The organism is Streptomyces thermoviolaceus, assembly GCF_045209695.1.
Lineage (GTDB): Bacteria > Actinomycetota > Actinomycetes > Streptomycetales > Streptomycetaceae > Streptomyces > Streptomyces thermoviolaceus.
On the sequence record NZ_CP109280.1, the window covers coordinates 31,926 to 52,024 of the forward strand.

The window sequence follows — 20,099 nt, forward strand, 5'->3', positions numbered from 1 at the left end:
CGACCGTCGCCGGCGCCCCGGTTCGATGCCCGGCGTCGAACACCTTGCGTGCGTCCCGTATCACTGTTCTGCGCCGGCCCGTTGCCCCTGGTGATCCGTAGGTGCGTGGTGCGCCCACGAACGTCACCTGCAGATACTCCCGCAGGGCGCCCGGTGCGTCCAGAACCGACCCGTAGTCCTGGCTCACTCGTCCCGTTCGCAGGTGTTCGGGATCCCCCGCAGCACCGCGACCTCTGTCGGTCCGTGAGCGACATCCGGGAGTCCGGTTCGACGACCAGCAGGTCGACGTGGCTGTCACCGTGCCATCAGCCATCGCGCGGGCGCATGTGTACAGGCGTCACCTGCAGACGTCCACGGCTCGCGAGCCCTTCCCCTGTCAGTCGTCCCCGGCCCGGTCCGGCGCCGCTAGGCCACCGCGGCGGGATCGTCGGCGATCACCGTGCGCATGGCCGAGGAGGTACGGCCGATGTGGCGGGCGAGCAGCTCGGTGGCCGCGTCGGCGTCCCGGCGCAGGACGGCGTCGACGAGCTGCTGGTGTTCGCCGGCCACGTCCCGGTCGACGTCCCCGGCCACCGGTCGGGACCAGCGCCGGTACAGGGTGGCGGCGTCCCGCAGGCTCAGTGCCGCGGCCAGCAGTCGGCTGTTGCCGCATGCCTGAAGCAGGGTCTGGTGGAACTGTTCGTGCACGGCGAACCAGTCGCTGTTCGCGGTGCCGTCCGGCCGTACGGCATCCAGGCCGGCCAGGTGGTGGTGCGCGGCGACCACGGCCGCCTCCCATTTGATGTCCCCACGTTCGATGGCCCGGCGCAGGACGAGGGTTTCCAGTTCGATACGGGCCTCGGTGAGCTCGTCCAGGTCGTCCGGGGAGATGGTGACGACGCTGAAACCCTGCTGGGGTGCGGCGTGGACGAGGCCTTGCTCGGACAGACGGGTGAGGGCCTCGCGCACCACCGACTGGCTCACCGCGAAGCGCTGGGCCAGCTCCACCAGGCGCAGTCGCTGCCCGGGCCTGAGCACGCCTTGGAAGATGTCCTCGCGGATCTGCGCGTAGACGGCGCTGCCTCTCGTCGACTTCCCACCAGCCATGACCGAACACTGTAGCACCAAAACGACACGCCCAAAAATTATCGTTAATCTGTTGCGCGAACGAGATTGAAGGCTAAACTTCATTGCCGACGCCGCTTCACGAGAGGGAGGCCTCATGCGCCTGGCAGACATCGACCGACGACTGGTGCTCAAGGGACCGGCGGGTTACATCGACGTGGCCCGGGCCAGCGGAGGCCGCTTCGGACCGGACACGCAGTCCGCGCTGGACGCCTGGGACGAGTTCTCCTCCTGGGCCCGGGACTTCCTGGAGTCACCGCAGGCCGCCGATTCCCCCGTGGTCGGCACGGGTCCGGGCACGGTGTGGGGGCCGGTGGTCTCCCAACCGGCGCAGATCTTCGCGATCGGCCTGAACTACCGGGACCACGCCGCCGAGTCCGACTTCGCCGTGCCGGACGAGCCGACGGTGTTCACCAAGTTCCGCACGTCCCTGACCGGTCACGAGGCGGCCGTCACCCTGCCCGAGGGCCAGGTCGACTGGGAGGCCGAACTCGTCGTCGTCATCGGACGGCACTGCCACCGTGCGACACGCGAGACGGCGTGGGACCACGTCGCCGGGCTGACCGTCGGGCAGGACCTGTCCGAGCGACGCCTGCAACTGACCGGGCCCGCACCGCAGTTCTCCCTCGGCAAGTCCTACCCGGGCTTCTCCCCCATCGGTCCGGAACTCGTCACCCCCGACGAGCTGGCCGACCCGGACGACCTCGAACTGGGCTGCCGGCTCGAGGGCGGCGAGATCCTGCAGAAGGGCCGCACCTCAGCCATGATCTTCGACATCCCGGAACTCATCACCCGCCTGTCGGCGGTGTGCCCCCTGCTGCCCGGCGATGTGATCTTCACCGGGACCCCGGCCGGGGTCGGCCTCGCCCGCACCCCGCAGAAGTTCCTCGCCCCGGGAGACGTCCTGGTCACCTGGGTCGAGGGCATCGGCACGCTGCGCACCACCCTGATCGACCGCTGATCCGGCCGCGAGGCGCGGTGCCCGCCGCCGCCCGAGGTGTTGCGCGGCACCGCCTCGCCGACATTCCAAGGAGCAACGAGCCATGCCACTGCACCGCCTGACCCACCTCGTCCTGGGTGTGCCGAACGTCGAGCAGACGGCCGCCTACTACACCGACTTCGGCCTCACCCCGGCGAACGCGAACGACTCCACCGCACAGCAGCACCCCGCCGCCCACACGTTCTCCACCACCGACGGCGGAGAGCAGCTGCGCCTCGTGCACACCCCGCGCCGTCGCCTCGTCGAACTCGGTGTGGGCGCCGACGACCCCGACGACCTCGACCGCATCGCCGCCAATCTCGCCCGGCTGGACGTCCCCGTGCAGCGCACCTCCAGCACGGTGACCGCCGTCGATCCGGGCACCGAGGTACGGGTCCGTGTGGAACTCGCCCCGCGCCTGGTGCAGAACCCCGCCCCGGCTGCCCCGTACAACACTCCCGGGTCCACCCCCCGCCTGCACGAGCGTGCCCCCGGCGTCCTGCGCACGGATCCGGTGCGCCCCCGCAGGCTCGGCCACGTGGCCCTGGGCTCGACCGACCACGAGGCCTCCCAGCGCTTCTTCCAGGAAGGCATCGGCTTCAAGGTGAGCGACACGGTCAGGGACACGGCCGCCTTCATGCGCTGCTCCCCCGACCACCACAACGTGCTCGTGCACAAGGCGCCCGTGGCCTTCCTGCACCACAGCTCCTGGCAGGTCGACGACATCGACGAGATCGGCCGCGGCGCCACGGCCATGCTGGCGGCCGACCCCGACCGGCACACCTGGGGCCTGGGCCGCCACCACATCGGCTCCAACTTCTTCTGGTACCTGAAGGACCCGGCCGGCAACTTCTCCGAGTACTACTCCGACATCGACTGCATCGTCGACGACGCCCTGTGGAAGCCGAGCGTCTTCGAGGACAACGCCAAGGCCCTGTACTCCTGGGGCCCGCCCCCGCCGCCCTCCTTCCTCGCCCCCGAGGACCTCGCCGCCCTCATGACCGGGGCCCACGCACCGGCGCAGTAGTCACCAGGCACACCGCGCACCGGGTGCCCGGGCCGCGGCGGCGTCCACGCCGCCGCGGCCGGCCTGTCCCTGGCGACAGCGGTGTTCCCCGGCCGGGACGGACGGCTCCCCCGCATCCCGGCGCGGCAGCCGCTCGTCCCGGCGTCCCCGAAGCCCGCGCTCCCTCGACCAGCCCAACCGAATGGCGCGCGCACGCGCCTGGGCTTGCCGAAAGACGGTCTGTATCGGCCTCGCCCTCCGCTGACCGGCAGTGCGGTCGCCAACGCCAGGCGGCATCTCCTCCACCGGCTTCCCCAGCCCGCTACCGGCCGTAAGTCTGCATGCGGCGGCTCTCCGGCTCGATGCCGTGAGCCACGTGATCCGCGGGGCGCAGGGCAACAGGTGGGATGTGGCCTTGCCGACTTCTGCCGCCTGTTGTGTGCGGCAGCCGGTCGCACCGCCGTAGGAGAAGTGCCCTGGACCGCAAGACCGGGGGTGACCAGGGACGCGGTGAGGCTGATCATCATGGCCGCTGCCGGCTTCGGAGTCACACTCCTCTTGTCCAGAAGCGCCGGAGAACATCTGCCGAGGACTGTTGTCCTGGCGGTCCCCGCAGTACCTGCTGTGGTCCGGTACCGCACGGCACAGGCGAGTTCCCGGTGCGACACCGTCTGTGGGCCCGAGGCAGGACCATCCGGCACGTTCCGCAACCGGCCCGGCTGTGACACCGCACCTCACCGTGCCCGACGGGATCACGGAGTCGGCGGTGCGACACCGCCCACCGCGACGGCCGGGCCGGCATCGACGGCATGGGCGGGGCGGACGACCGCCCGGCCGTCGTCGGACGGCGACCGGCCCGGCGGTGCCCGCTTCACACGCGGCTCGCCTCCCGGCGGATGTCCACGTCCAAGAAGTGGGCCGAGCACGAGATGCACGGGTCGTGGTTGCGCACGGCCCGTTCGCACAGGTGGGCGAGGTCGGTGTCGGAGACGGTGCCGCGCGCCAGGGCGGCACGCACCTGGGTGTGCACGTCCTTCTCGATCGCGGCCTGGTTCTGGGCCGTGGGCGGGACGAGGCAGGCGTCGGTGATCCGGCCGTCGGCGTCGAGGGCGTACCGGTGGTACAGCAGTCCGCGCGGCGCCTCGGTGGCGCCGTGGCCCACACCGGCCCGGGCGGGGACGTCCACGTACGGGCGCGGCGGCGGCTCGTAGGCGTCGATGATCCGCAGGGCCTCCTCCACCGCGTAGAGGACCTCCACGGCGCGCACGAGGATGCTCCGGTAGGGGTTGCGGCACACCTCGCCGCGCGGCCTGCCCGGGGTGAGCGGGGGATCGCCCAGCCCTGCCTCGCGGGCGGCCTGGCGGGCCAGCGGGGAGAGCAGGTGACCGCTGACGGCGTAGCGGGCGAGGCTGCCGGTGAGGTGGAGCCTGCCGTCCAGGTGGGAGTGCAGCGCGGTGGAGTGGGGCACCTGCTCCTCGGTGACGTGGGCGCAGAAGTCCTGGACGGGGAAGCTGTAGGGCGGCTGTGCGGGGTCGGCCGGCAGGACGGTGGGGATGCCCGACTGGATGGCGTAGGTGCCGGGCTCGGCAAGGGCGAGCAGGTCGGCTTCGCAGACGGCGTCGGGGAAGTCGAAACCGGCGACCCAGCGCACGGTGTCCCAGGCGTCGTCCAGGGCGCGGCGCAGGCGTTCGGCCAGGGGGCGCAGCTCGGCGCGGGTGGGGGTGCGGTGGAAGCCGCCGACGCGGACGCTGACGGGGTGGATGGCGCGTCCGCCGAGCAGTTCGACGACGGCGTTGCCGGCCTGTTTGAGTCTGAGTCCGCGTTCGACGTGTGCGCGGTGACTGTCGGCCATGGCGAGCAGGTCGGTGCAGCCGAGGAAGTCGGGTGCGTGCAGCAGGTAGATGTGCAGCGTCTGGCTCTCGATCCATTCACCGCAGTACAGCAGCCGGCGCAGGGCGTCGAGCCGGCCGTCGACCACGACGTGGCAGGCGTCCTCGACGGCGCGGCAGGCGCTCAGCTGGTAGGCGACGGGGCAGATGCCGCAGATGCGTGAGGTGAGGTCGACCGGTTCGGTGTGGGCCCGGCCGCGCAGGAACGCCTCGAAGAATCGCGGTGGTTCGTAGATCTTCAGCCGTGCCTCGGTGACGGTGCCGTCGTGGATGCGCAGGTGCAGCGCGGCCTCGCCCTCGACGCGGGTGAGTTCCGGGATGCGGACGGTGCGGGTCGCGCTGACGGGTGCGTCGGCGGGTTCGCTCACGGCAGGTCCTTCTCCTCCGCGGCGGTGAACGCGGTGACGTTGAAGGAGTGCAGGAAGTCGCCGATGTCCTCGTCGCTCATGCCGTCGCGGCGCAGCAGGGGGACCAGGGCGGGAAGGTGGGTGGTGGCGGCGGGTCCGAAGCAGCCGTAGCAGCCGCGCCCGTAGGTCGGGCACAGGGCTCCGCATCCGGTGTGGGTGACGGGGCCGAGGCACGGGGTCCCGTGGGCGACGAGGACGCACACGTTCCCACGTTGCTTGCAGGTGAAGCACACACTGTGGTCGGGGATGCCGGGTGTGCGGCCGGCGAGGAAGGCAGTGATCACTTCCAGCAGCTGGCCGCGGTCGATGGGGCAGCCGCGCAGTTCGAAGTCGACGGGCACATGGGCGGCGATGGGGGTGGAGGTGGAGAGGGCCGCGATGTAGTCGGGGCGGGCGTAGACGGCTGCGAGGAAACCGGTGGTGTCGGCGTGGTTGCGCAGGGCCTGCACGCCTCCGGCCGTGGCGCAGGCGCCGATGGTGACCAGGTGGCGGGAGGCGGCGCGGATGCGGCGGATGCGTTCGAGGTGTTCGGGGGTGGAGACCGACCCTTCGACGAGCGCCAGGTCGTACGGGCCCGGTGCGATGTCGCTGGAGGCCTCGAGGAAGTGGGCGATCTCCACCTCGCCGGCGAGGGCCGGCAGTTCGTCCTCGCAGTCGAGCAGGGTGAGCTGGCAGCCGTCGCACGAGGCGAACTTGAACACGCCCAGCCGGGGGCGGGTGCCGTCCGGGCGTGCGGCGGAGGCGGTGGGCGGGGTGGTCATCACAGTTCCCGTACGGTGAGCAGCGGTTCGGCCGTGTCGTAGAGGACGACGGGGCCGTCGCGGCACAGCAGCAGGGGGCCGAGCTGGCAGTGGCCGCAGTGGCCGGTGGCGCAGCGCATGTTCCGTTCCAGGGAGAGCTGGATGCGGTGTGCGGGTACGCCGCGGTGGATCAGTTCGCGGGCGGTGGCACGCATCATGACCTCCGGTCCGCAGACGAACGCGGTGGTGGTCTCGGGGGTGAACCGGGCTTCGTCGAGGAGTGTGGTGACGACTCCGACGCGGCCCTGCCAGCCACCGGTGGGCCGGTCGACGGTGGCGGCGGCGAACGGCCGCTGCCAGGACGGCAGTTCGGTGCGGTAGAGCAGGTCGTCGGGGGTGCGGGCGCCGATGAGCACGTTCAGTCTGCCGTAGGCCGCGGGTTCGGTGAGGACGGCGTGGATCAGGGGGCGCAGCGGGGCGAGGCCGATGCCGCCGGCGACGACGAGCAGGTCGTGTCCTCGGGCACCGGTCAGGTCCCAGCCGGTTCCGAAGGGGCCGCGTACGCCGACGTGTGCGCCGCGGGGCAGTGCGCACAGCCTGCGGGAGACGGCTCCGACCGCGCGGACGGTGTGGGTGAGGCGGCCGTCCCCGGGCAGGCGGCACACCGAGACGGGGATCTCGCCGACGCCGAACGCGTACAGCATGGCGTACTGACCCGGGGTGAAGGGAGCGAGTCGGGGGCCGGTCGGCTCCAGGTCGAGAGTGACCGTGTCGGCGGTCTCGTGACGGCGGACGGCCAGGCGGTAGGGGGCGGGCAGGAGTGTCATGGCCGCGGTGCCTCCTGCTGCGGCCCGTACAGGTCGAGAAGACGGGTCCGGGTGGCCCGCAGGCGCTGCCCGATGGTGCCGGCGACCAGGGTGACCAGCGCCAGCCCGAAGTCCGGGTGGGCGGCGCAGGTGTCTCTCACGACGGCGGCGTCGAACTCCCAGGTCTCCACAGGGCCCAGGGTCTCGGCCCCCAGATGCCACCGGTGCGGCGGGCACAGCCAGGACCAGCCGACGAGGCCGCCGGTGCCGATCGTCTCCACGACGGCCGGGCCGCGGCCGGGGATGTGGATGTCGAGCGCGACGGTGCCGGTGCGGACGATCCAGAAGCGGTCGGCCCGCTCGCCTTCCTCGAACAGCCGTGTGGCATCGGGGTGGGCGGTCTCGTGGGCGAGGTCGAGCAGCCGTGCGCGGTGCCCGGCCGGCAAGGCGTCGGTCAGGCCGGCCGGCGTGATGGGGTTCTCGCTGGTCATCGGGGTGGTCTCTTCCGTGTGGCCTCCTGGTGCAGGGCGTGGGCCTCCTCGGTGAGGTCGATGCCGGTGGGGCACCAGACGATGCAGCGGCCGCAGCCGGTGCAGCCGGTGCTGCCGAACTGGTCGTGCCAGGTGCCGATCTTGTGGGTGAGCCACTGGCGGTAGCGGCTGCGTCTGCTCTTCCGGACCGGGCCGCCGTGCAGCAGGGTGAAGTCGAGGTCGTAGCAGGAGTCCCAGCGGCGCCAGCGTTCGGCGTGATCGCCGGTCAGGTCGGTGACGTCCTCGGTGGTGGTGCAGAAGCAGGTGGGGCAGACCATGGTGCAGTTGCCGCAGCTCAGGCAGCGGGCGGTGACGTCGTCCCAGCGGTCGGCCTCCAGGGTGTCGCGCATCAGGGCGTGCAGGTCGACGGGTGGCATGGAACGGCCCATGGTCTGTGCGGCCCGCCGTACGGCAGCGGCGGCCGCGGCGCGGGTGGCGTCGTCCGGTGCACGCCGGGGCAGTTCGGCGAGGACGGCGGCGCCCTCGTCGCTTCCGCTGCGGCACACGAAACGGTGGCCGTCGTCGTCGATCACCTCGGTGAGGGCCAGGTCGTAACCGGCGTCCACGGCCGGGCCGGTGCCCATGGAGACGCAGAAGCAGGTGGCGCCCGGCTCGGTGCACTCGGCCGCGACGAGGAAGACGTTCCGGCGGCGCGAGGCGTAGACGGGGTCGGGGTGCCTTCCGCCGGTCATCACCCGGTCGAGGATGCGGATGGCGTGCAGATCGCAAGCGTGCACTCCGAGGAACGCGTAGGCCACGTCCGGCGGCTTCTCCGCACGTACGGTCATCCCGCCGGCGGCGTCACGGTCCGCGGTCCACTGGCGCACCCGCGGCGGGTGCAGGAACGCCTTCCACGACTGCGGTCCCGCGCTGTGGGCGAACACGGCCCCGTCCGTCCGGCGGCGCACACGGTACCGTCCGGCCTCCAGCTCCACGCCCCACCCGTGGGGCAGCTGGTCGGCCGAGTCGAGTTCGGCGAGGACGACGGCACGGTCGCGGACCGTGGGGCCGATCACGGTGCGCCCCTGTCGTTTGAGGACCTGCACCAGTGCGGCGAGTCCGTCGCGGTCGAGGACGGCCTCGGTATGCGCACCGGATGCGGCCGGGGTGCCGCCGGGGTCGGTCATGTCGGGTCTCCCCTTCCGTGCGTGCCCCTTTTTCGAGCAGGGCGACGTGCTCGGGTCCTGGCGCGGATGCCACGGCTGTTCGCCGACGATCACCGGCGGGGTGTCAGGGGGTGTCGTGACTGATGGTGGACGCGTTCCGCCGTGTGCCGCGGATGTCCGCGTGCGGCTGCCGGTCGAGGCCTGTGGTTTCGGCGTGCCGCTGCAGATCCTGCTCGATGCGTTCCGCGAGCGGCCGCACCGCTCGGGCGACCGGCGGTGTCAGGCCGGTGCCGATGCCGTGTTCGGCTCCTTCGCAGGCGTAGACGACGAGATGTGCGGGGCACCGTCCGAGCATGCGGGCCAGGCGCAGGGTCTCCAGCAGACCGAGACCGTGGGTGCTGTGCCGCCCGGCCTGCGGAAGATCGGGCAGCGCGTCCGGGGCCGGGCACCATCGGTGCACCCTGCCCGGGTGCGGCGACGGCGGGAAGAACGCATCGACGACCACGGCGACAGGGGCGTCCGTCCACAGCTCCATCAGCCGTCCCGGATCCCCGTCGCACTCGTGGAGGGTGGTGCCGTCGGACAGCGGCCGTCGGCGGGCACGCTGCCGCAGCAACGCGAGCACGGCCGGACCGGCACCGTCGTCCCGCCGGAACACGTTGCCGATCCCGATGACCACCGCACCGGCCGACGCCGTCACCCACGGCTCTCCTCTCCCGACATCACTGGCACGCGGCCCGCGTCGCCCTGCCGATGCGCCGGCGGCCACGGGGCGGGGTTCCCAGTGTGCTACGTGTGGTGCTCGCGGTGTGACGAAGCATCACCGGAGGGCACCCGCACGGAGCATGGGGTGGGTGTGTCCTTCCGTGCCCCTCTCGCCGGCCTCGGGCACGGGCCCGGTGGCGGCCACCCAGCCGGGTACCGGGGACGGCAGTGCCGCGACGCCCAGCGCGACGGCGTGGTGAGGGCCGGCGGCGACGGCCCTCGGCGCGGCGGCTCCTGACCGGCTGTCGCCCGTGGTCGAGCGGGACGCCGCTTCGTGCGTCTCGGCCGCGTCCGGTCGTCCACGACGTTCCCCGACCTGTCCGATCCCCTGTCGTGAAGGAAGTCAGCATGTCGTTCGGGCCGCCGCGGCCTGTTCCGCCTCCTGTCCCGGCCGGTTCCTCCCGCCTGGGTCGCGCCCACGGACGTGGAGTCGGCGTTGTGGGAGGCCAAGGCGCGCAACGACTGGGCGGCCTGCTTCGACGTGCTGGCGCGTAACCGGCTGTCCTTCGAGAAGCCCGTGGCTGACCGTTCCCTTCGAGTGAGGCGGGCCGGCCGGCCGCACAGCGACGGTCACCCCACGGACGGCAGCCGCAGGTCCGTGCAGCCGTGCCTCTTGACCGCGCGTTCGGCGAACGCGCTCAGCGTGTCGACGAGGAAACGCACGGCGTTCGGCCTTTGCGCATACGCCGTCGCGCTGATCTCCACGACCGCCTGAGGGGCACCGGGACAGGAGGCCGTGGCCCACGCCCTGTGAGAGGTGAGCCCCGAAGGCCTGTCCAGCAGATTCGGGTAGCCGCCGAGCGCCCGCCTGGCCTGCGCGTACGGACCGAAGTACGCCGTCAGGGCGTAGAGTTGCTCGTGCCCTGCCCAGGTCTCCCTCAGCAGCACGCACTCCTCGACCGGCGTGTTGGCGGAGGCCGGGGCCTCCTTGGCCCAGTGGACGTACCGGTCGCCTTCGGGGATGCCCAGGCCCGCGCAGGTTCCGGTGGCCGCGTACGGAGACGCCTCCTGCTTCTGCGCGGCCACGGGAGGAACAGGCCCTGCATCCTCGAAGGAGCACGACCATCGGTCGGCGGCCTTGCGTCCGATACCGACGGCGAGTTCCGCCACCTGGCGGACATCCCGACGGTCGGCGTGCGAGGAGTCGCCGTCGACGGCGACGACGACCGAGAAGGGCTTGTCCGAGCACGCCAGGACGAGACCGGTGCTGTTCAGGTCCGTGTAGCCGTACCAGCCGCCTCCCAGGGGAGTGGACACGAAGTCCTGTGAGGTGGGACGCAGTCGGGCCAGGAAACTGTCCTCGTCCGCGGGAGTCGTGCCGGCGTCCACGGGCACCCGGCCGATGGAGATGTCCAGGTCGGCGACGCCGCAGCTGTAGTAGGTCTCGTCTCCGTAGCCGCGTCTGCCGTCGTGCGGAAGTCCTGGGTCGGTGCTGTAGCCGGTGAAGACGGCGGACTCTGCGACCGGGATCAGGCCGGCGCAGTACGACGCAAGCTTGTCCTCGTACCGCCAGCGCTTGCCCGTCTCGCTCGTCCGGTACCAGATGTAGCCCGCGACGACAGCGACCGCCAGGGGCAGCACCACGAACACGGCGATCCGCCGCAGCATCTTCATCTCTTTCCCCCTCGCCTCCTCGAGCCCGCCGCTGGTGGCCTCATACCCTAGCGACAGCTGTCGGCCGGCTGCGCCGGGCTCCGGCGACCGACCGGAGCCACCGCCGCAGCAACCCCCAGATGATGCCCTGGGGCGGGTTGGCGTGCCTGTGGATACGACGTCGTGTTCTGCCCGGGGAGGCGGCGATCATGTCTCCCCATCCGACCACGAGCGGCTGACTCTGGATCGCCGGCGTCATCACGATCGTCCACATGGCCGGGACGTATCGGTGCATGCCGACGCCGAAGACGAGGCGACGCATGCTTCTCCTCCCGCTGGCCGGCGGGCTCCTTACAGTGGCCAACGCCGCGGCCGAGGGCAACTCCGTCGACCTCACCCTCCACCTCTGCAGCAGCATTTCGCTGATGTTCGTCATCATGCTGGTGCCGGTCGCCAAGAAGGTGGCGGCCGACATCGAGGAACAGGAACGGAAACCGTGGACCAAGGTGCCGCTCACTTCCTTCTCCCTGTGCTGGATGGCGACGACGGCTGCGGTGTGCGTCGCGGGAACCGCCTGCGGGTGGCCTTTCGTCGAGCGACACGCGGTTCCGCGTGACGTCGTCGGTCGTCGCGCCGTGCACCCGCAGGTCGTCGAGCGGGCGACAGCGGGCGACTTGCGGACGCTGTTTACGCATCGGGTGGAGCGGCAGGGGAAACCGTGACGCGTCAGGGTGTGAGCACGAGGCGGCCGAAGACCTCGCCGGCGTCCAGCTTGCGGTGCGCCAGGCCGGCCTGGTCCAGGGTGAGGACGTCGTGCACGACCGCGGTCAGTTCGCCTCGTGCCGTGGCGTCCAGCTGGTCGCGGCGCACGGCCTGCAGATGTGCCGTGGGGACGGTGGCCGCGCTGAACGTCGCGAACGACAGCGACCTCTGGAACTGGGCCATCAGCGTCAGGCCGAAGTCGGCCGGCGGCTGACCTCCCACGGCGCCGACGGCGACCAGACGCCCGTTGGCGTTGAGCCGGTCGAAGAACCTCGGCAGGTCCTCGCCTGCGACGAGGTCGAGGATCACGTCGAAGCCCGTGGGGGCGTCGGCGTCGCCGTTGCCGAAACGGTCGAGCACGTGTGTCGCCCCCAGGCGGCGCAGGCGTTCACCGCGCTCCGCCGACGACGTGGTCACCGCTACCGCACCGGCGCCCGCACGGGCCGCCAGCTGGACCGCCATCACCCCGATACCGCCGGCCGCACCGCGCACCAGCACCGCCTCACCCGGGGCGAAGTGGGCGTGCCGCAAGGCGAAATGGGCCACGGAACCCGAGCCGCCGACCGTGACCGCGTCGGCGGGCGACAGCGCCGGGGGCAGGGGCAGAACCTGCTCGAGCGGCACGCACACATGTGTCGCGTAGCCCCCGCCCCCACCGGTGAAGGCCCACACCCGGCGCCCCTCCCAGGAGGCGTCGACTTCGTCGCCGACCGCCAGGACCGTGCCCGCCACCTCGTTGCCCGGGACGAATCCCTCGGTGAAACCGTAGGCGGCGAGCGCGCCGCGGCGGATCAATGCGTCGGCACCGGAGACCCCCACCGCCTCGACGGCGATCAGCAGCTCGTTGCCGGCCGGGGACGGAGTCGGCAGGTCGACGGCAATCAGTTCCCCCGGGTCTCCGAAGGCGCGGATCTGTACGGCTTTCACGGGCGGACACCTCCTAAGCTCGGACCTCCGGGACGCAGGTGTGTCCCGGGACGTGGCGCCCGCCGGTCTGCTGGACGTGGCCCGGCGGGCTCCTCGGACGCTAACGGACGCCGCCGTCCGTCCGGCCTGAAGTGAGAGGATGAGCGGGAGGATGTCTCACAACCTGCGGTCCGACGCGCGCGACAACCGCGACCGGCTGCTCGAAGCCGCGAGAGCGCTGTTCTCGCTGGAAGGTCTCGCCGTGCCGATGCGGGAGGTGGCGCGGCGCGCCGGGGTCGGGCCGGCCACGCTGTACCGGCACTTCCCGACCAAGGAGGCACTCCTCGCCGAGGCGTTCGCCGGACAGTTGCGTGCGTGTGAGGACATCGTCGACCGGGCGAGCGCGGACCCCGACCCTTGGTCCGGGCTGTGTCGGGTCATCGAGGGCATCTGTGAGCTGCACGCGCGTGACCGAGGCTTCACCGAGGCATTTCTGTCGGCCTATCCCCGGGCCTTCCCGGTGAGCACCGGCCGCGGCCGCGTCCTGAAGAAGATCGCCGACCTGGCCACCCGGGCGAAGCGCTCGGGACATCTGCGTCCGGACTTCGTGCTCGACGACCTCGTGCTCATGCTCCTGGCCAACAAGGGCCTCCAGACGGCCTCACCCGCTGCGCGGGTGGCCGCCTCGCGGCGCTTCGCCGGCTTCGTGATCCAGGCCCTCGCCCACTGTCCGCACAACGCGCCTCTGCCTCCCCCGGTGCGTCTCACCGCGGAGCACCTTCCCGGCGCTCACTGAGCGTTGGCGCGGATCGGCGGGGGCGCACAGGAAGCGCTCCGCCGCGTCCGGGTTGGCTGTCGTTGCGCCGTCCGCTGTTCGTTCCGCAGACGGTCCGCGGACAGCGCGCAAGCTCGTCCTCGCCGTCGTCTGCGGCGGGCACGAAGAACCCCGTCCTGAGATGCCAGGACGGGGTTCGTCTCGAGCGCCGGGCAGGCCTTGCACCTGCATCTCCCCGCAGGAAGCGGGGTGTCTTGCCTTGGACCACCGACGCAATCGCCCCTGCCGGTTTCCGGCAGCGCGCTCAAGATCGACTATAGCAACGACGTGCCTGCCGAGTTTCCCCGGCGGCGAAATCGCGCCACGTCCCCGGTCGCAGGCGCGGATCCCTGCCCGGGCCGCTGGCGCGGCGGCCGCCGGCGTCCCGCTTCCCGTCGCCGTGCAGAACGTGCGGTTCCGTGACCATCGGCCGGGCTGTGACTCCGGGGCGACGAGCAGACGCACCCCGCTCACAGCGTGGCCGAAAGCATACTGTCCCGGTCTTTCGAGCGCTGCGGCCGCATGCATCCCCGCCCGGAGACGAGGAACGCCCCGGTGTGCGGCGCCGGCGGTCCGCGAAGGGCCTACGCCCTGCCGACGCCGCACCTGACTCGGCTTCCGCGGGGTCACGGTCGGCAGTGGCTAGTCGACGCGCCTCTCTCCGCGCTCCCAGACGCGCAAGGCCAGCCACTGGCAACATCGTGCGCACTCCGACCACTCAACGACTTGCAGGTCCTGATTGCAGCTGTGGACCAGCTCAGTGCGGATCAAGCGCGGAGCGTCCTTTCCGCACCGGAGGCATGCTGCCGCGCGGCCGTCGAACGTCATCGCCACCCCCTCTCACCGAACCGTCCGGCCAGCAGAAGGCAGGTGACTGCCGTCAGCAGTCCCTCTTCCGCCGAGCCAGCTGCCGACTGTGTCGAAGGGGACAGCACCAGCACGATGCCCAGCACGAGCACGGCCACAAAGGCAGCGATCCTGCTCGGCAGGTCTATCCTGAAGTCGACGCGCACGAGTTTCTCCTTATTTTTCCTCGTGTTCCGACATTTCCCACTACAGGCCGTTCCTGCTTTCACCGAGAGGCTTCTGGAGACGGCCTTGAAGTGTGCCGTGAGGCTTCGCGACTCAGTCGTTTGAGCAGCCGATCGGAAGATCGGGTCGGAGGTCACACGGAAGAATTCCTTCCTCTTGTTCACGCGGGATGTCGACGACGGCCGCTGTCCAGCAGTCTGAGCTGCCGCCCTGCTGAGAACAACCGCTGGGAGACGCGCGTAGAACAGCCCGGACGAAGGAGAACACCGCCAACCACTGGCGCCGCGCTGTAGCAATGACGAACAATGACGAACCAACGGCGCCGTTTCGTGCCATACAGGGGGTGGACTCATGCCTGGCCGGCGACATTCGCCGAAGCCGCCGGACGCACAGCTCGCCTTCGCAGCTGAGCTGCGCGAACTTCGGCGGCGTACCTACAGGAAACCGACCGAAGAAGCGTTCGCCCGGAAGATGGGGTGCGCCCGCAGTACCGTCTCGGCGATCCTGAACGGTCGGCGCTTTCCTACCTGGGAGCACACAGCGGCGTTCGTGGAGGCCTGCGGGGCGGATCCGTCGAAGTGGCGTGAGCGGTGGCTGCAGGTGAACAGGGAGATCGAGGAAGCAGCCAAGGGCCAGGCTGTGCCCGTCACACCCCTGCCGTTCCTAGGCGGACCCGAGGCCGAGGCGGACGCCATGCTGGCCGTGCACTGGTACCGGAACAACCGTGAATTCTACGAGGCGGCTTCAGCGCGTGTGCAGCAGGCACGCTCGGAGATCCGGGTCACGTACACCCGCCGCTACCCGCCCACTCAATACACGACTCCGGCCTCCGCCAGATATTTCGAGACCATCATGGAGTGGGCCGGCGAAAAAAGTGACGACGAACGAAGCGTCCGACGCATCATCGGCATCCCCGAACGGAACGGTGTGCCCGACAGCGACATGCTCTCCTGGGCACGCCAGCACTACGAGGAGAGCAAGAACATCCTCACCTACGAAGCGACCGTGATGCGGTGGACGGCGGCAGCTGATGCTCTGAACATGGCACTGATCGACGATAGCGTGGTGTTCTTGGCGTTCTCCGGAGGGCCTCGGCAAAAGTTGAACGGGTTCAGCGTCGAAGATCCGACGTTCATGACCTACTTCGCCACGTACTTCGATCAGCTGTGGGCTGCTCTCCAACCACTGGGTGCCTATCTCAGCACAGTGGACGCCGACAACAGCGAAAACTCGACTGAGTAGGGGGCTTGCGGCCGTCGGCGCGAGCAGCACGCTCTGCCTGAGGCGGCCGCACTCTTACCGGGTGTGTCGCCGGTGCCGGGGCTCCCGGCGGCGGCCGTGCAACCAGCTATGGAGAGGTTTCCCGATGTGTCTGCGCTACACATCTGTCGGTCGTCGGCCGGCGCTCGCGCGTTCTCGGCGTCCGAGCCCTCTCAGGCGTCCGCGTCCTCCAGTGGGATGGACAGCAGGGCGGTGCCGGTCAGGTCGAGGCATGCGGTGCTGGTGGTCCGCACCACGCGCAGGACGACGCCGCCGCACTCCTGGCAGCGCGCCACAAGGCCCGGAGCGTTGGCGTAGACGTGCAGACGAGCGAGCAGTCCTGTGTACCCGCAGTGTGCGCACCGGCTTGTCGCGATCGTGACGTCGGCGGCGAAGATCTCGGAGAGCGGGCCGGCCAGGACGTTGCCGTCGAGGTGCCCGTCCAGAGCACTATCCACCTTCGGTTCGTCGGCTTTCGCGAGCGTCATCTCAGCCTCCATCGTCACCGAACCGTTCGGTGCGGACGCGTTCCGGTGCGTGCCCGAGCAGCACCAGATAGGCGGCCACCTTTTCGACGAATCCCGTGGGCCCGCAGACGTAGCAGGTGGGCTCGAAGTCGGGGGGCCAGCCGTTGCGGACGAGATCGTCGGGTGTGACCCGTCCCGGAGGCCGCGGTGTGCCCCCAGGTGTTTCACGGGTGTAGAGGTAGGCCGTGTCGAGCCCCGGTGACCCCTTCCGCAGCTCGGCGCGGTACAGCAGGTCGTCGGGGCTCCGCACCGAGTACAGGAGCCGGAACGGGACCCTGCTGCCGGCCGCCTCGCGGGCGCGGATCATGCACATCAGCGGTACGAGGCCCGAGCCGCCCGCCACGAGCAGGACGGGCTCCGTCTGCGTCGGGTCCCAGACGAACCAGCCGCCGACGGGGCCTCGCAGTTCCAGCCGGTCGCCTGGGGCAAGTACGTCCACCAGGTAGGGTGACACTTCCCCGCCTGCGAGGCGTTGCACGGTCAGCTCCAGTCGCCCCAGCTCGGGTGCGGAGGCGATCGAGTAGCTGCGCTGGGTGCTGTATCCGTCCTCCGCTGTCAGTTTCACGTCCACGTGCTGGCCGGCCAGGTGTCCGGGCCAGCCCGGCACGTCCATCTCCAAGGTGACAGCCGTTGAGGTTTCCGGTCTCCGGCCCGTCACCTCGGCGACCCGCCACCGAAGCCGTTCTCCTAGTCGCCCTGGTACCGCTGCTCTCGCCATGGGTCTCCGTAGTTGTGGTAACCGGCGCTCTCCCAGAAGCCGGGCACGTCGCTTCGTCGCAGCTCGATGCCCCGCACCCACTTGGCCGATTTCCACAGGTACAGGTGCGGGACGAGAAGCCGCGCCGGTCCGCCGTGCTCGGGCGCCAGGTCGGCGCCGTCGTAGCCGTAGGCGATCCACGCCTTGCCGTCGAGCAGATCGGCGAGCGGGATGTTGGTGGTGTAACCGCCGTAGGACGTGATCAGAGCGTGCTCGGCGGCGGTTTCGACGTCCGCCAGCAGGACGTCCAGGCTGACGCCCTTCCAACGGGTGCCGAACTTGGACCACTTGGTCACGCAGTGCAGGTCGACGGTCGGGGACTCCGCCGGGAGCGCCATCAGGGCGTCCCAGTCCCAGGTGTGCCGCTGACCCGTTTCCGTGGTCACGGACAACTCCCAGTTCTGGCGCGGCACACGAGGCGTCGGCCCGGCGGACAGCACCGGGAATCCGGTGGTCTCGTACTGGCCCGGCGGCAGCTTGGAGCCTTCGGGTGGCCGTCGGCCGTGGAACCCCCGCGAGATGATCGCCATGCTCGCTGTTCCTTGTCTGTGTTCCTTGCGCATGCATCGGCGGGCGCCGCCATGGCATCCACCGGCCGGCTGTCCGCCGACGTGGCTGCACGCTCGGTTCGTACCGCCCACCAGGTCGTTCCCGCTGTCGTCCGCGGGAGGCGGCTCCTGTTTCCACCGTACGCGTGTCGCCGGTCGGGTGTCTCGTGGATGTGTGGGTGCGGAGGCGGGGGCGCGAGGTCCAGCGACGAGTCGCCGGCGTTCGTCCGGGGTTCGTTCCGCGCAGCGCGGAGGTGTGTGCTGATCAGTGAGGTGGTCCGCTTTGAGAGCCTACGGTCGCCGTGGTCCGGGTGGCCGCACTGTGGAACACCTGCGCCACCTGGAACGCCGGTTCTTGTCCCGCGACCCCGCGTCACAGCAGTCGTCATGCCGGCGGCCGTCCCGCCCTGGGCTGACCTCTCACGTCGCCGCCCGGGGCGGGACTCCGGGTCCTCGCTCCGGGTGTGGCCGCCCCTCGTCACGGGCGTACGCGGACGACTGTCTTGCCCTTGCGTCGCTCGGTCGCATTGATGGCCGCGACCGCGTCGTCGAGGGAGACGACGGTTCCGATGTTCGTCCGCAGTCGCCCGTCCCGGACACGCTGCACGATCTCCCCCAGCTGGGCGCGGTCGGCCTCGACCACGAAGTCGATCGCCAGACCCTCGGCGGGGCGGGCCTCGACCGGGCCCACGACCGACACCAGAGAGTCGGCGAGGCCGAACACCCGCTGTCCGACCGACAGTCCCGTGGTGCCGTAGCCGAGGGCGGTGACCACTCCGGCCAGCTCGTGACCGGGGATCGACGGTGCCCTGTCACGACCTGCTCGATCGGTCCAGGTCGACGGCCACTCCATCTCGGTCGGGACGAACCCCGACGCATGGATCTCCACGACGACGTCGTTGATCGCCGGCTGCGGGGCGGGCCGTTCGGTCAGGGTCGTTCCGGCCGTTCCGGCGGTCTGGTCGGATACCACAATGGCTTTCATCGGGGAGTGTCCTTCTCTTGCATGCGTCGGATGCGTCGGATGCGTCGGTGACGTGGTCACGAACGGTGCTGTGCGAGCCGGCCGCCGGGGCGAGGCGGCCGGCCGACTTCTGAGATGGGGGCGGCCTGCCGATGAGTCACGGGCTTCGGTACATGCGCGGGGCATGGGCCTGGCGCGCGGGGCGGGGTGCGGATTCCTGTCCCGGCCGACGGACGGACGCTCAGGATCACGACGGCACCGTCTGCCATGAGCACGAGTACCTTGCCGTCGACCTTGTAGTGCTGCCAGTCGGGGCCGGAACGGTGTTCCAGGACGGATCCGTGCGATACGAGCAAGCGAGCGGAGCCGACCGTCCGTCGCGGCAGTCGTCCACACCGGCGGGGCAGGCTGTCCGTCGCAGCGGCCCGCCACGCCGACCGCAACGACCGCGACCGGCACCGTCGCCTACGACAGCGCGCGCCACGGGCCTCACCGAAAGCACCCGGCCAACTCGGCGCTGGCCGCATCCGTCGCTGGTGACAGGGCAGTCGACACATTCCTCGGCCACGGCGAGCCGTACGGCACATCGGCACCGGTGACCACATCTCGTTGCGCCTCACCTGCAGCACCGCCGTCGAAGCACCATGGGTCACCGGGCCACGACAGGAGGCCGAGGCGCGGTGCGGACGTGGCGAAAACCAGTGTTGCCATCATGTTTCCATCACGTCATCGTGACGGTGTGGGAGCGCTCCCAACGCACGGGAGGCCGCGCCCCCACCCCTGCGTACCGCATCCCCCACAGCGGAAAGAGGGAGACGATGTTGCAGCACGCATGTCATGAACGCGCCACGAGACGCGTCGGGGCCCGTCCGGCGCTCCTGCTGAGCGCTCTCGCCGCCCTGCTGATCGCCCTGATCCCCGGAGGCGGGACCGCATCGGCCCACGGTTCGGTGGTGGATCCGGCGTCCCGGAACTACGGCTGCTGGGAGCGCTGGGCTGACGACTTCCAGAACCCCGACATGGCGCAGCAGGACCCCATGTGCTGGCAGGCCTGGCAGGACGACCCGAACGCCATGTGGAACTGGAACGGTCTCTACCGCAACGGCTCCGCCGGCAACTTCCAGGCCGTGATTCCCGACGGCCAGCTCTGCAGCGGCGGCCAGACCGAAGGCGGCCGCTACAACTCCCTGGACGCGGTGGGCCCCTGGAAGACCACGAACGTCTCGTCCGACTTCACCGTGCGCCTGTACGACCAGGCCAGCCACGGTGCGGACTACTTCCTGGTGTACGTCACCCGTCAGGGCTTCGACCCCACGACCCAGCCCCTGCGGTGGAGCGACCTGGAGCTGGTGGCCCAGACGGGCAAGTACGCGCCGAGCAACAACTACGAGATCGACGTGCACACCTCGGGCCTGACCGGCCGGCACGTGGTGTACACGATCTGGCAGGCGTCGCACATGGACCAGACCTACTTCCTGTGCAGTGACGTCACCTTCTCCTGAGCCTCCGGGCAGGCGGACGGCGCCGGTCCATCGGCCGGCGCCGTCGGCGTGCGCGTCGCCTCTGCGGTCGTCCGCGGCCGGCCGCGCCGGGAAGCCGTCGGC

Annotated in this window: 20 protein-coding genes; 6 read left to right on the forward strand and 14 right to left on the reverse strand. The window is 70.7% G+C overall.

Annotated elements, in window-relative coordinates; all coding sequences use genetic code 11:
• Window positions 1-405: 405 nt before the first annotated feature.
• Complete coding sequence (locus OG899_RS00165; RefSeq protein ID WP_125497205.1) at window positions 406-1,086, reverse strand: GntR family transcriptional regulator; 681 nt, start codon at window positions 1,084-1,086, stop codon at window positions 406-408.
• 115 nt (window positions 1,087-1,201) lie between these two features.
• Here OG899_RS00165 and OG899_RS00170 point away from each other — a divergent pair, with 115 nt between their 5' ends.
• Entirely contained in the window at window positions 1,202-2,065 is an 864-nt protein-coding gene (locus OG899_RS00170) for a fumarylacetoacetate hydrolase family protein (protein WP_125497206.1), read from the forward strand.
• A gap of 82 nt (window positions 2,066-2,147) precedes the next feature.
• Complete coding sequence (locus tag OG899_RS00175; RefSeq protein ID WP_125497207.1) at window positions 2,148-3,110, forward strand: VOC family protein; 963 nt, start codon at window positions 2,148-2,150, stop codon at window positions 3,108-3,110.
• A gap of 850 nt (window positions 3,111-3,960) precedes the next feature.
• Here OG899_RS00175 and OG899_RS00180 read toward each other — a convergent pair.
• The 7 genes from OG899_RS00180 to OG899_RS00210 form a co-directional block, all read right to left on the reverse strand.
• Window positions 3,961-5,346 (reverse strand): Ni/Fe hydrogenase subunit alpha, encoded by a 1,386-nt coding sequence (locus tag OG899_RS00180; protein WP_125497208.1) that lies wholly within the window; start codon window positions 5,344-5,346, stop codon window positions 3,961-3,963.
• Window positions 5,343-6,146 carry an oxidoreductase gene (locus OG899_RS00185; protein ID WP_406310855.1) on the reverse strand — a complete coding sequence of 268 codons (804 nt, stop codon included), beginning with the start codon at window positions 6,144-6,146 and terminating at the stop codon, window positions 5,343-5,345. The genes OG899_RS00180 and OG899_RS00185 overlap by 4 nt, the downstream gene beginning before the upstream one ends.
• Window positions 6,146-6,952 carry an FAD/NAD(P)-binding protein gene (locus tag OG899_RS00190; RefSeq protein ID WP_189343397.1) on the reverse strand — a complete coding sequence of 269 codons (807 nt, stop codon included), beginning with the start codon at window positions 6,950-6,952 and terminating at the stop codon, window positions 6,146-6,148. Before OG899_RS00190 ends, OG899_RS00185 begins: the two co-directional genes overlap by 1 nt.
• Window positions 6,949-7,422, reverse strand: a complete 474-nt coding sequence (locus OG899_RS00195; RefSeq protein ID WP_125497211.1) for a cyclic nucleotide-binding domain-containing protein — start codon at window positions 7,420-7,422, stop codon at window positions 6,949-6,951. The genes OG899_RS00190 and OG899_RS00195 overlap by 4 nt, the downstream gene beginning before the upstream one ends.
• Window positions 7,419-8,588, reverse strand: coding sequence for a 4Fe-4S dicluster domain-containing protein (locus tag OG899_RS00200; protein WP_189343398.1), 1,170 nt, complete (start codon window positions 8,586-8,588; stop codon window positions 7,419-7,421). The genes OG899_RS00195 and OG899_RS00200 overlap by 4 nt, the downstream gene beginning before the upstream one ends.
• 103 nt (window positions 8,589-8,691) lie before the next feature.
• A complete protein-coding gene (locus tag OG899_RS00205) occupies window positions 8,692-9,267 on the reverse strand; it encodes a hydrogenase maturation protease (RefSeq protein WP_229814424.1) in 576 nt (191 codons plus the stop codon).
• 635 nt (window positions 9,268-9,902) lie between these two features.
• Window positions 9,903-10,946: a hypothetical protein gene (locus OG899_RS00210; protein ID WP_125497213.1), complete on the reverse strand. Its 1,044-nt coding sequence runs from the start codon at window positions 10,944-10,946 to the stop codon at window positions 9,903-9,905.
• 251 nt (window positions 10,947-11,197) lie between these two features.
• On the opposite strand from OG899_RS00210, the gene OG899_RS00215 reads away from it, so the two are divergent.
• Complete coding sequence (locus OG899_RS00215; RefSeq protein WP_125497214.1) at window positions 11,198-11,647, forward strand: hypothetical protein; 450 nt, start codon at window positions 11,198-11,200, stop codon at window positions 11,645-11,647.
• Between the two features lie 4 nt (window positions 11,648-11,651).
• On the opposite strand, the gene OG899_RS00220 is transcribed toward OG899_RS00215, so the two are convergent.
• Complete coding sequence (locus tag OG899_RS00220; RefSeq protein WP_189343399.1) at window positions 11,652-12,614, reverse strand: zinc-binding dehydrogenase; 963 nt, start codon at window positions 12,612-12,614, stop codon at window positions 11,652-11,654.
• Between the two features lie 151 nt (window positions 12,615-12,765).
• On the opposite strand from OG899_RS00220, the gene OG899_RS00225 reads away from it, so the two are divergent.
• Entirely contained in the window at window positions 12,766-13,389 is a 624-nt protein-coding gene (locus OG899_RS00225) for a TetR/AcrR family transcriptional regulator (protein WP_229814291.1), read from the forward strand.
• 842 nt (window positions 13,390-14,231) lie between these two features.
• Here the strand turns inward: OG899_RS00225 and OG899_RS00230 are convergent.
• Window positions 14,232-14,420 carry a hypothetical protein gene (locus OG899_RS00230; protein ID WP_125497217.1) on the reverse strand — a complete coding sequence of 63 codons (189 nt, stop codon included), beginning with the start codon at window positions 14,418-14,420 and terminating at the stop codon, window positions 14,232-14,234.
• A gap of 370 nt (window positions 14,421-14,790) precedes the next feature.
• On the opposite strand from OG899_RS00230, the gene OG899_RS00235 reads away from it, so the two are divergent.
• Window positions 14,791-15,681: a helix-turn-helix transcriptional regulator gene (locus OG899_RS00235; RefSeq protein WP_189343400.1), complete on the forward strand. Its 891-nt coding sequence runs from the start codon at window positions 14,791-14,793 to the stop codon at window positions 15,679-15,681.
• 191 nt (window positions 15,682-15,872) lie between these two features.
• Here OG899_RS00235 and OG899_RS00240 read toward each other — a convergent pair whose 3' ends face one another.
• The 4 genes from OG899_RS00240 to OG899_RS00255 form a co-directional block, all read right to left on the reverse strand.
• Window positions 15,873-16,187, reverse strand: a complete 315-nt coding sequence (locus OG899_RS00240; RefSeq protein ID WP_125497220.1) for a DUF6510 family protein — start codon at window positions 16,185-16,187, stop codon at window positions 15,873-15,875.
• Window position 16,188: 1 nt separating this feature from the next.
• Window positions 16,189-16,944 carry a ferredoxin reductase gene (locus tag OG899_RS00245; RefSeq protein WP_125497221.1) on the reverse strand — a complete coding sequence of 252 codons (756 nt, stop codon included), beginning with the start codon at window positions 16,942-16,944 and terminating at the stop codon, window positions 16,189-16,191.
• On the reverse strand, window positions 16,914-17,513 hold the full coding sequence (locus tag OG899_RS00250) for a molybdopterin-dependent oxidoreductase (protein ID WP_125497222.1): 600 nt from the start codon (window positions 17,511-17,513) through the stop codon (window positions 16,914-16,916). Before OG899_RS00250 ends, OG899_RS00245 begins: the two co-directional genes overlap by 31 nt.
• A 496-nt stretch (window positions 17,514-18,009) precedes the next feature.
• Window positions 18,010-18,516 (reverse strand): alcohol dehydrogenase catalytic domain-containing protein, encoded by a 507-nt coding sequence (locus tag OG899_RS00255; RefSeq protein ID WP_189343401.1) that lies wholly within the window; start codon window positions 18,514-18,516, stop codon window positions 18,010-18,012.
• A 797-nt stretch (window positions 18,517-19,313) separates the two neighbouring features.
• On the opposite strand from OG899_RS00255, the gene OG899_RS00260 reads away from it, so the two are divergent.
• Window positions 19,314-19,997 (forward strand): lytic polysaccharide monooxygenase, encoded by a 684-nt coding sequence (locus OG899_RS00260; protein WP_125497224.1) that lies wholly within the window; start codon window positions 19,314-19,316, stop codon window positions 19,995-19,997.
• The last annotated feature ends 102 nt before the right edge of the window (window positions 19,998-20,099 follow it).

Bases quoted from the DNA above. Each gene is read 5' to 3' on its own strand.
- OG899_RS00165 (WP_125497205.1), bottom strand. From the start codon at position 1,086: ATGGCTGGTGGGAAGTCGACGAGAGGCAGCGCCGTCTACGCGCAGATC.
- OG899_RS00170 (WP_125497206.1), top strand. From the start codon at position 1,202: ATGCGCCTGGCAGACATCGACCGACGACTGGTGCTCAAGGGACCGGCG.
- OG899_RS00175 (WP_125497207.1), top strand. From the start codon at position 2,148: ATGCCACTGCACCGCCTGACCCACCTCGTCCTGGGTGTGCCGAACGTC.
- OG899_RS00185 (WP_406310855.1), bottom strand. From the start codon at position 6,146: ATGACCACCCCGCCCACCGCCTCCGCCGCACGCCCGGACGGCACCCGC.
- OG899_RS00190 (WP_189343397.1), bottom strand. From the start codon at position 6,952: ATGACACTCCTGCCCGCCCCCTACCGCCTGGCCGTCCGCCGTCACGAG.
- OG899_RS00195 (WP_125497211.1), bottom strand. From the start codon at position 7,422: ATGACCAGCGAGAACCCCATCACGCCGGCCGGCCTGACCGACGCCTTG.
- OG899_RS00200 (WP_189343398.1), bottom strand. From the start codon at position 8,588: ATGACCGACCCCGGCGGCACCCCGGCCGCATCCGGTGCGCATACCGAG.
- OG899_RS00210 (WP_125497213.1), bottom strand. From the start codon at position 10,946: ATGAAGATGCTGCGGCGGATCGCCGTGTTCGTGGTGCTGCCCCTGGCG.
- OG899_RS00215 (WP_125497214.1), top strand. From the start codon at position 11,198: ATGGCCGGGACGTATCGGTGCATGCCGACGCCGAAGACGAGGCGACGC.
- OG899_RS00225 (WP_229814291.1), top strand. From the start codon at position 12,766: ATGTCTCACAACCTGCGGTCCGACGCGCGCGACAACCGCGACCGGCTG.
- OG899_RS00235 (WP_189343400.1), top strand. From the start codon at position 14,791: ATGCCTGGCCGGCGACATTCGCCGAAGCCGCCGGACGCACAGCTCGCC.
- OG899_RS00240 (WP_125497220.1), bottom strand. From the start codon at position 16,187: ATGACGCTCGCGAAAGCCGACGAACCGAAGGTGGATAGTGCTCTGGAC.
- OG899_RS00245 (WP_125497221.1), bottom strand. From the start codon at position 16,944: ATGGCGAGAGCAGCGGTACCAGGGCGACTAGGAGAACGGCTTCGGTGG.
- OG899_RS00250 (WP_125497222.1), bottom strand. From the start codon at position 17,513: ATGGCGATCATCTCGCGGGGGTTCCACGGCCGACGGCCACCCGAAGGC.
- OG899_RS00255 (WP_189343401.1), bottom strand. From the start codon at position 18,516: ATGAAAGCCATTGTGGTATCCGACCAGACCGCCGGAACGGCCGGAACG.
- OG899_RS00260 (WP_125497224.1), top strand. From the start codon at position 19,314: ATGTTGCAGCACGCATGTCATGAACGCGCCACGAGACGCGTCGGGGCC.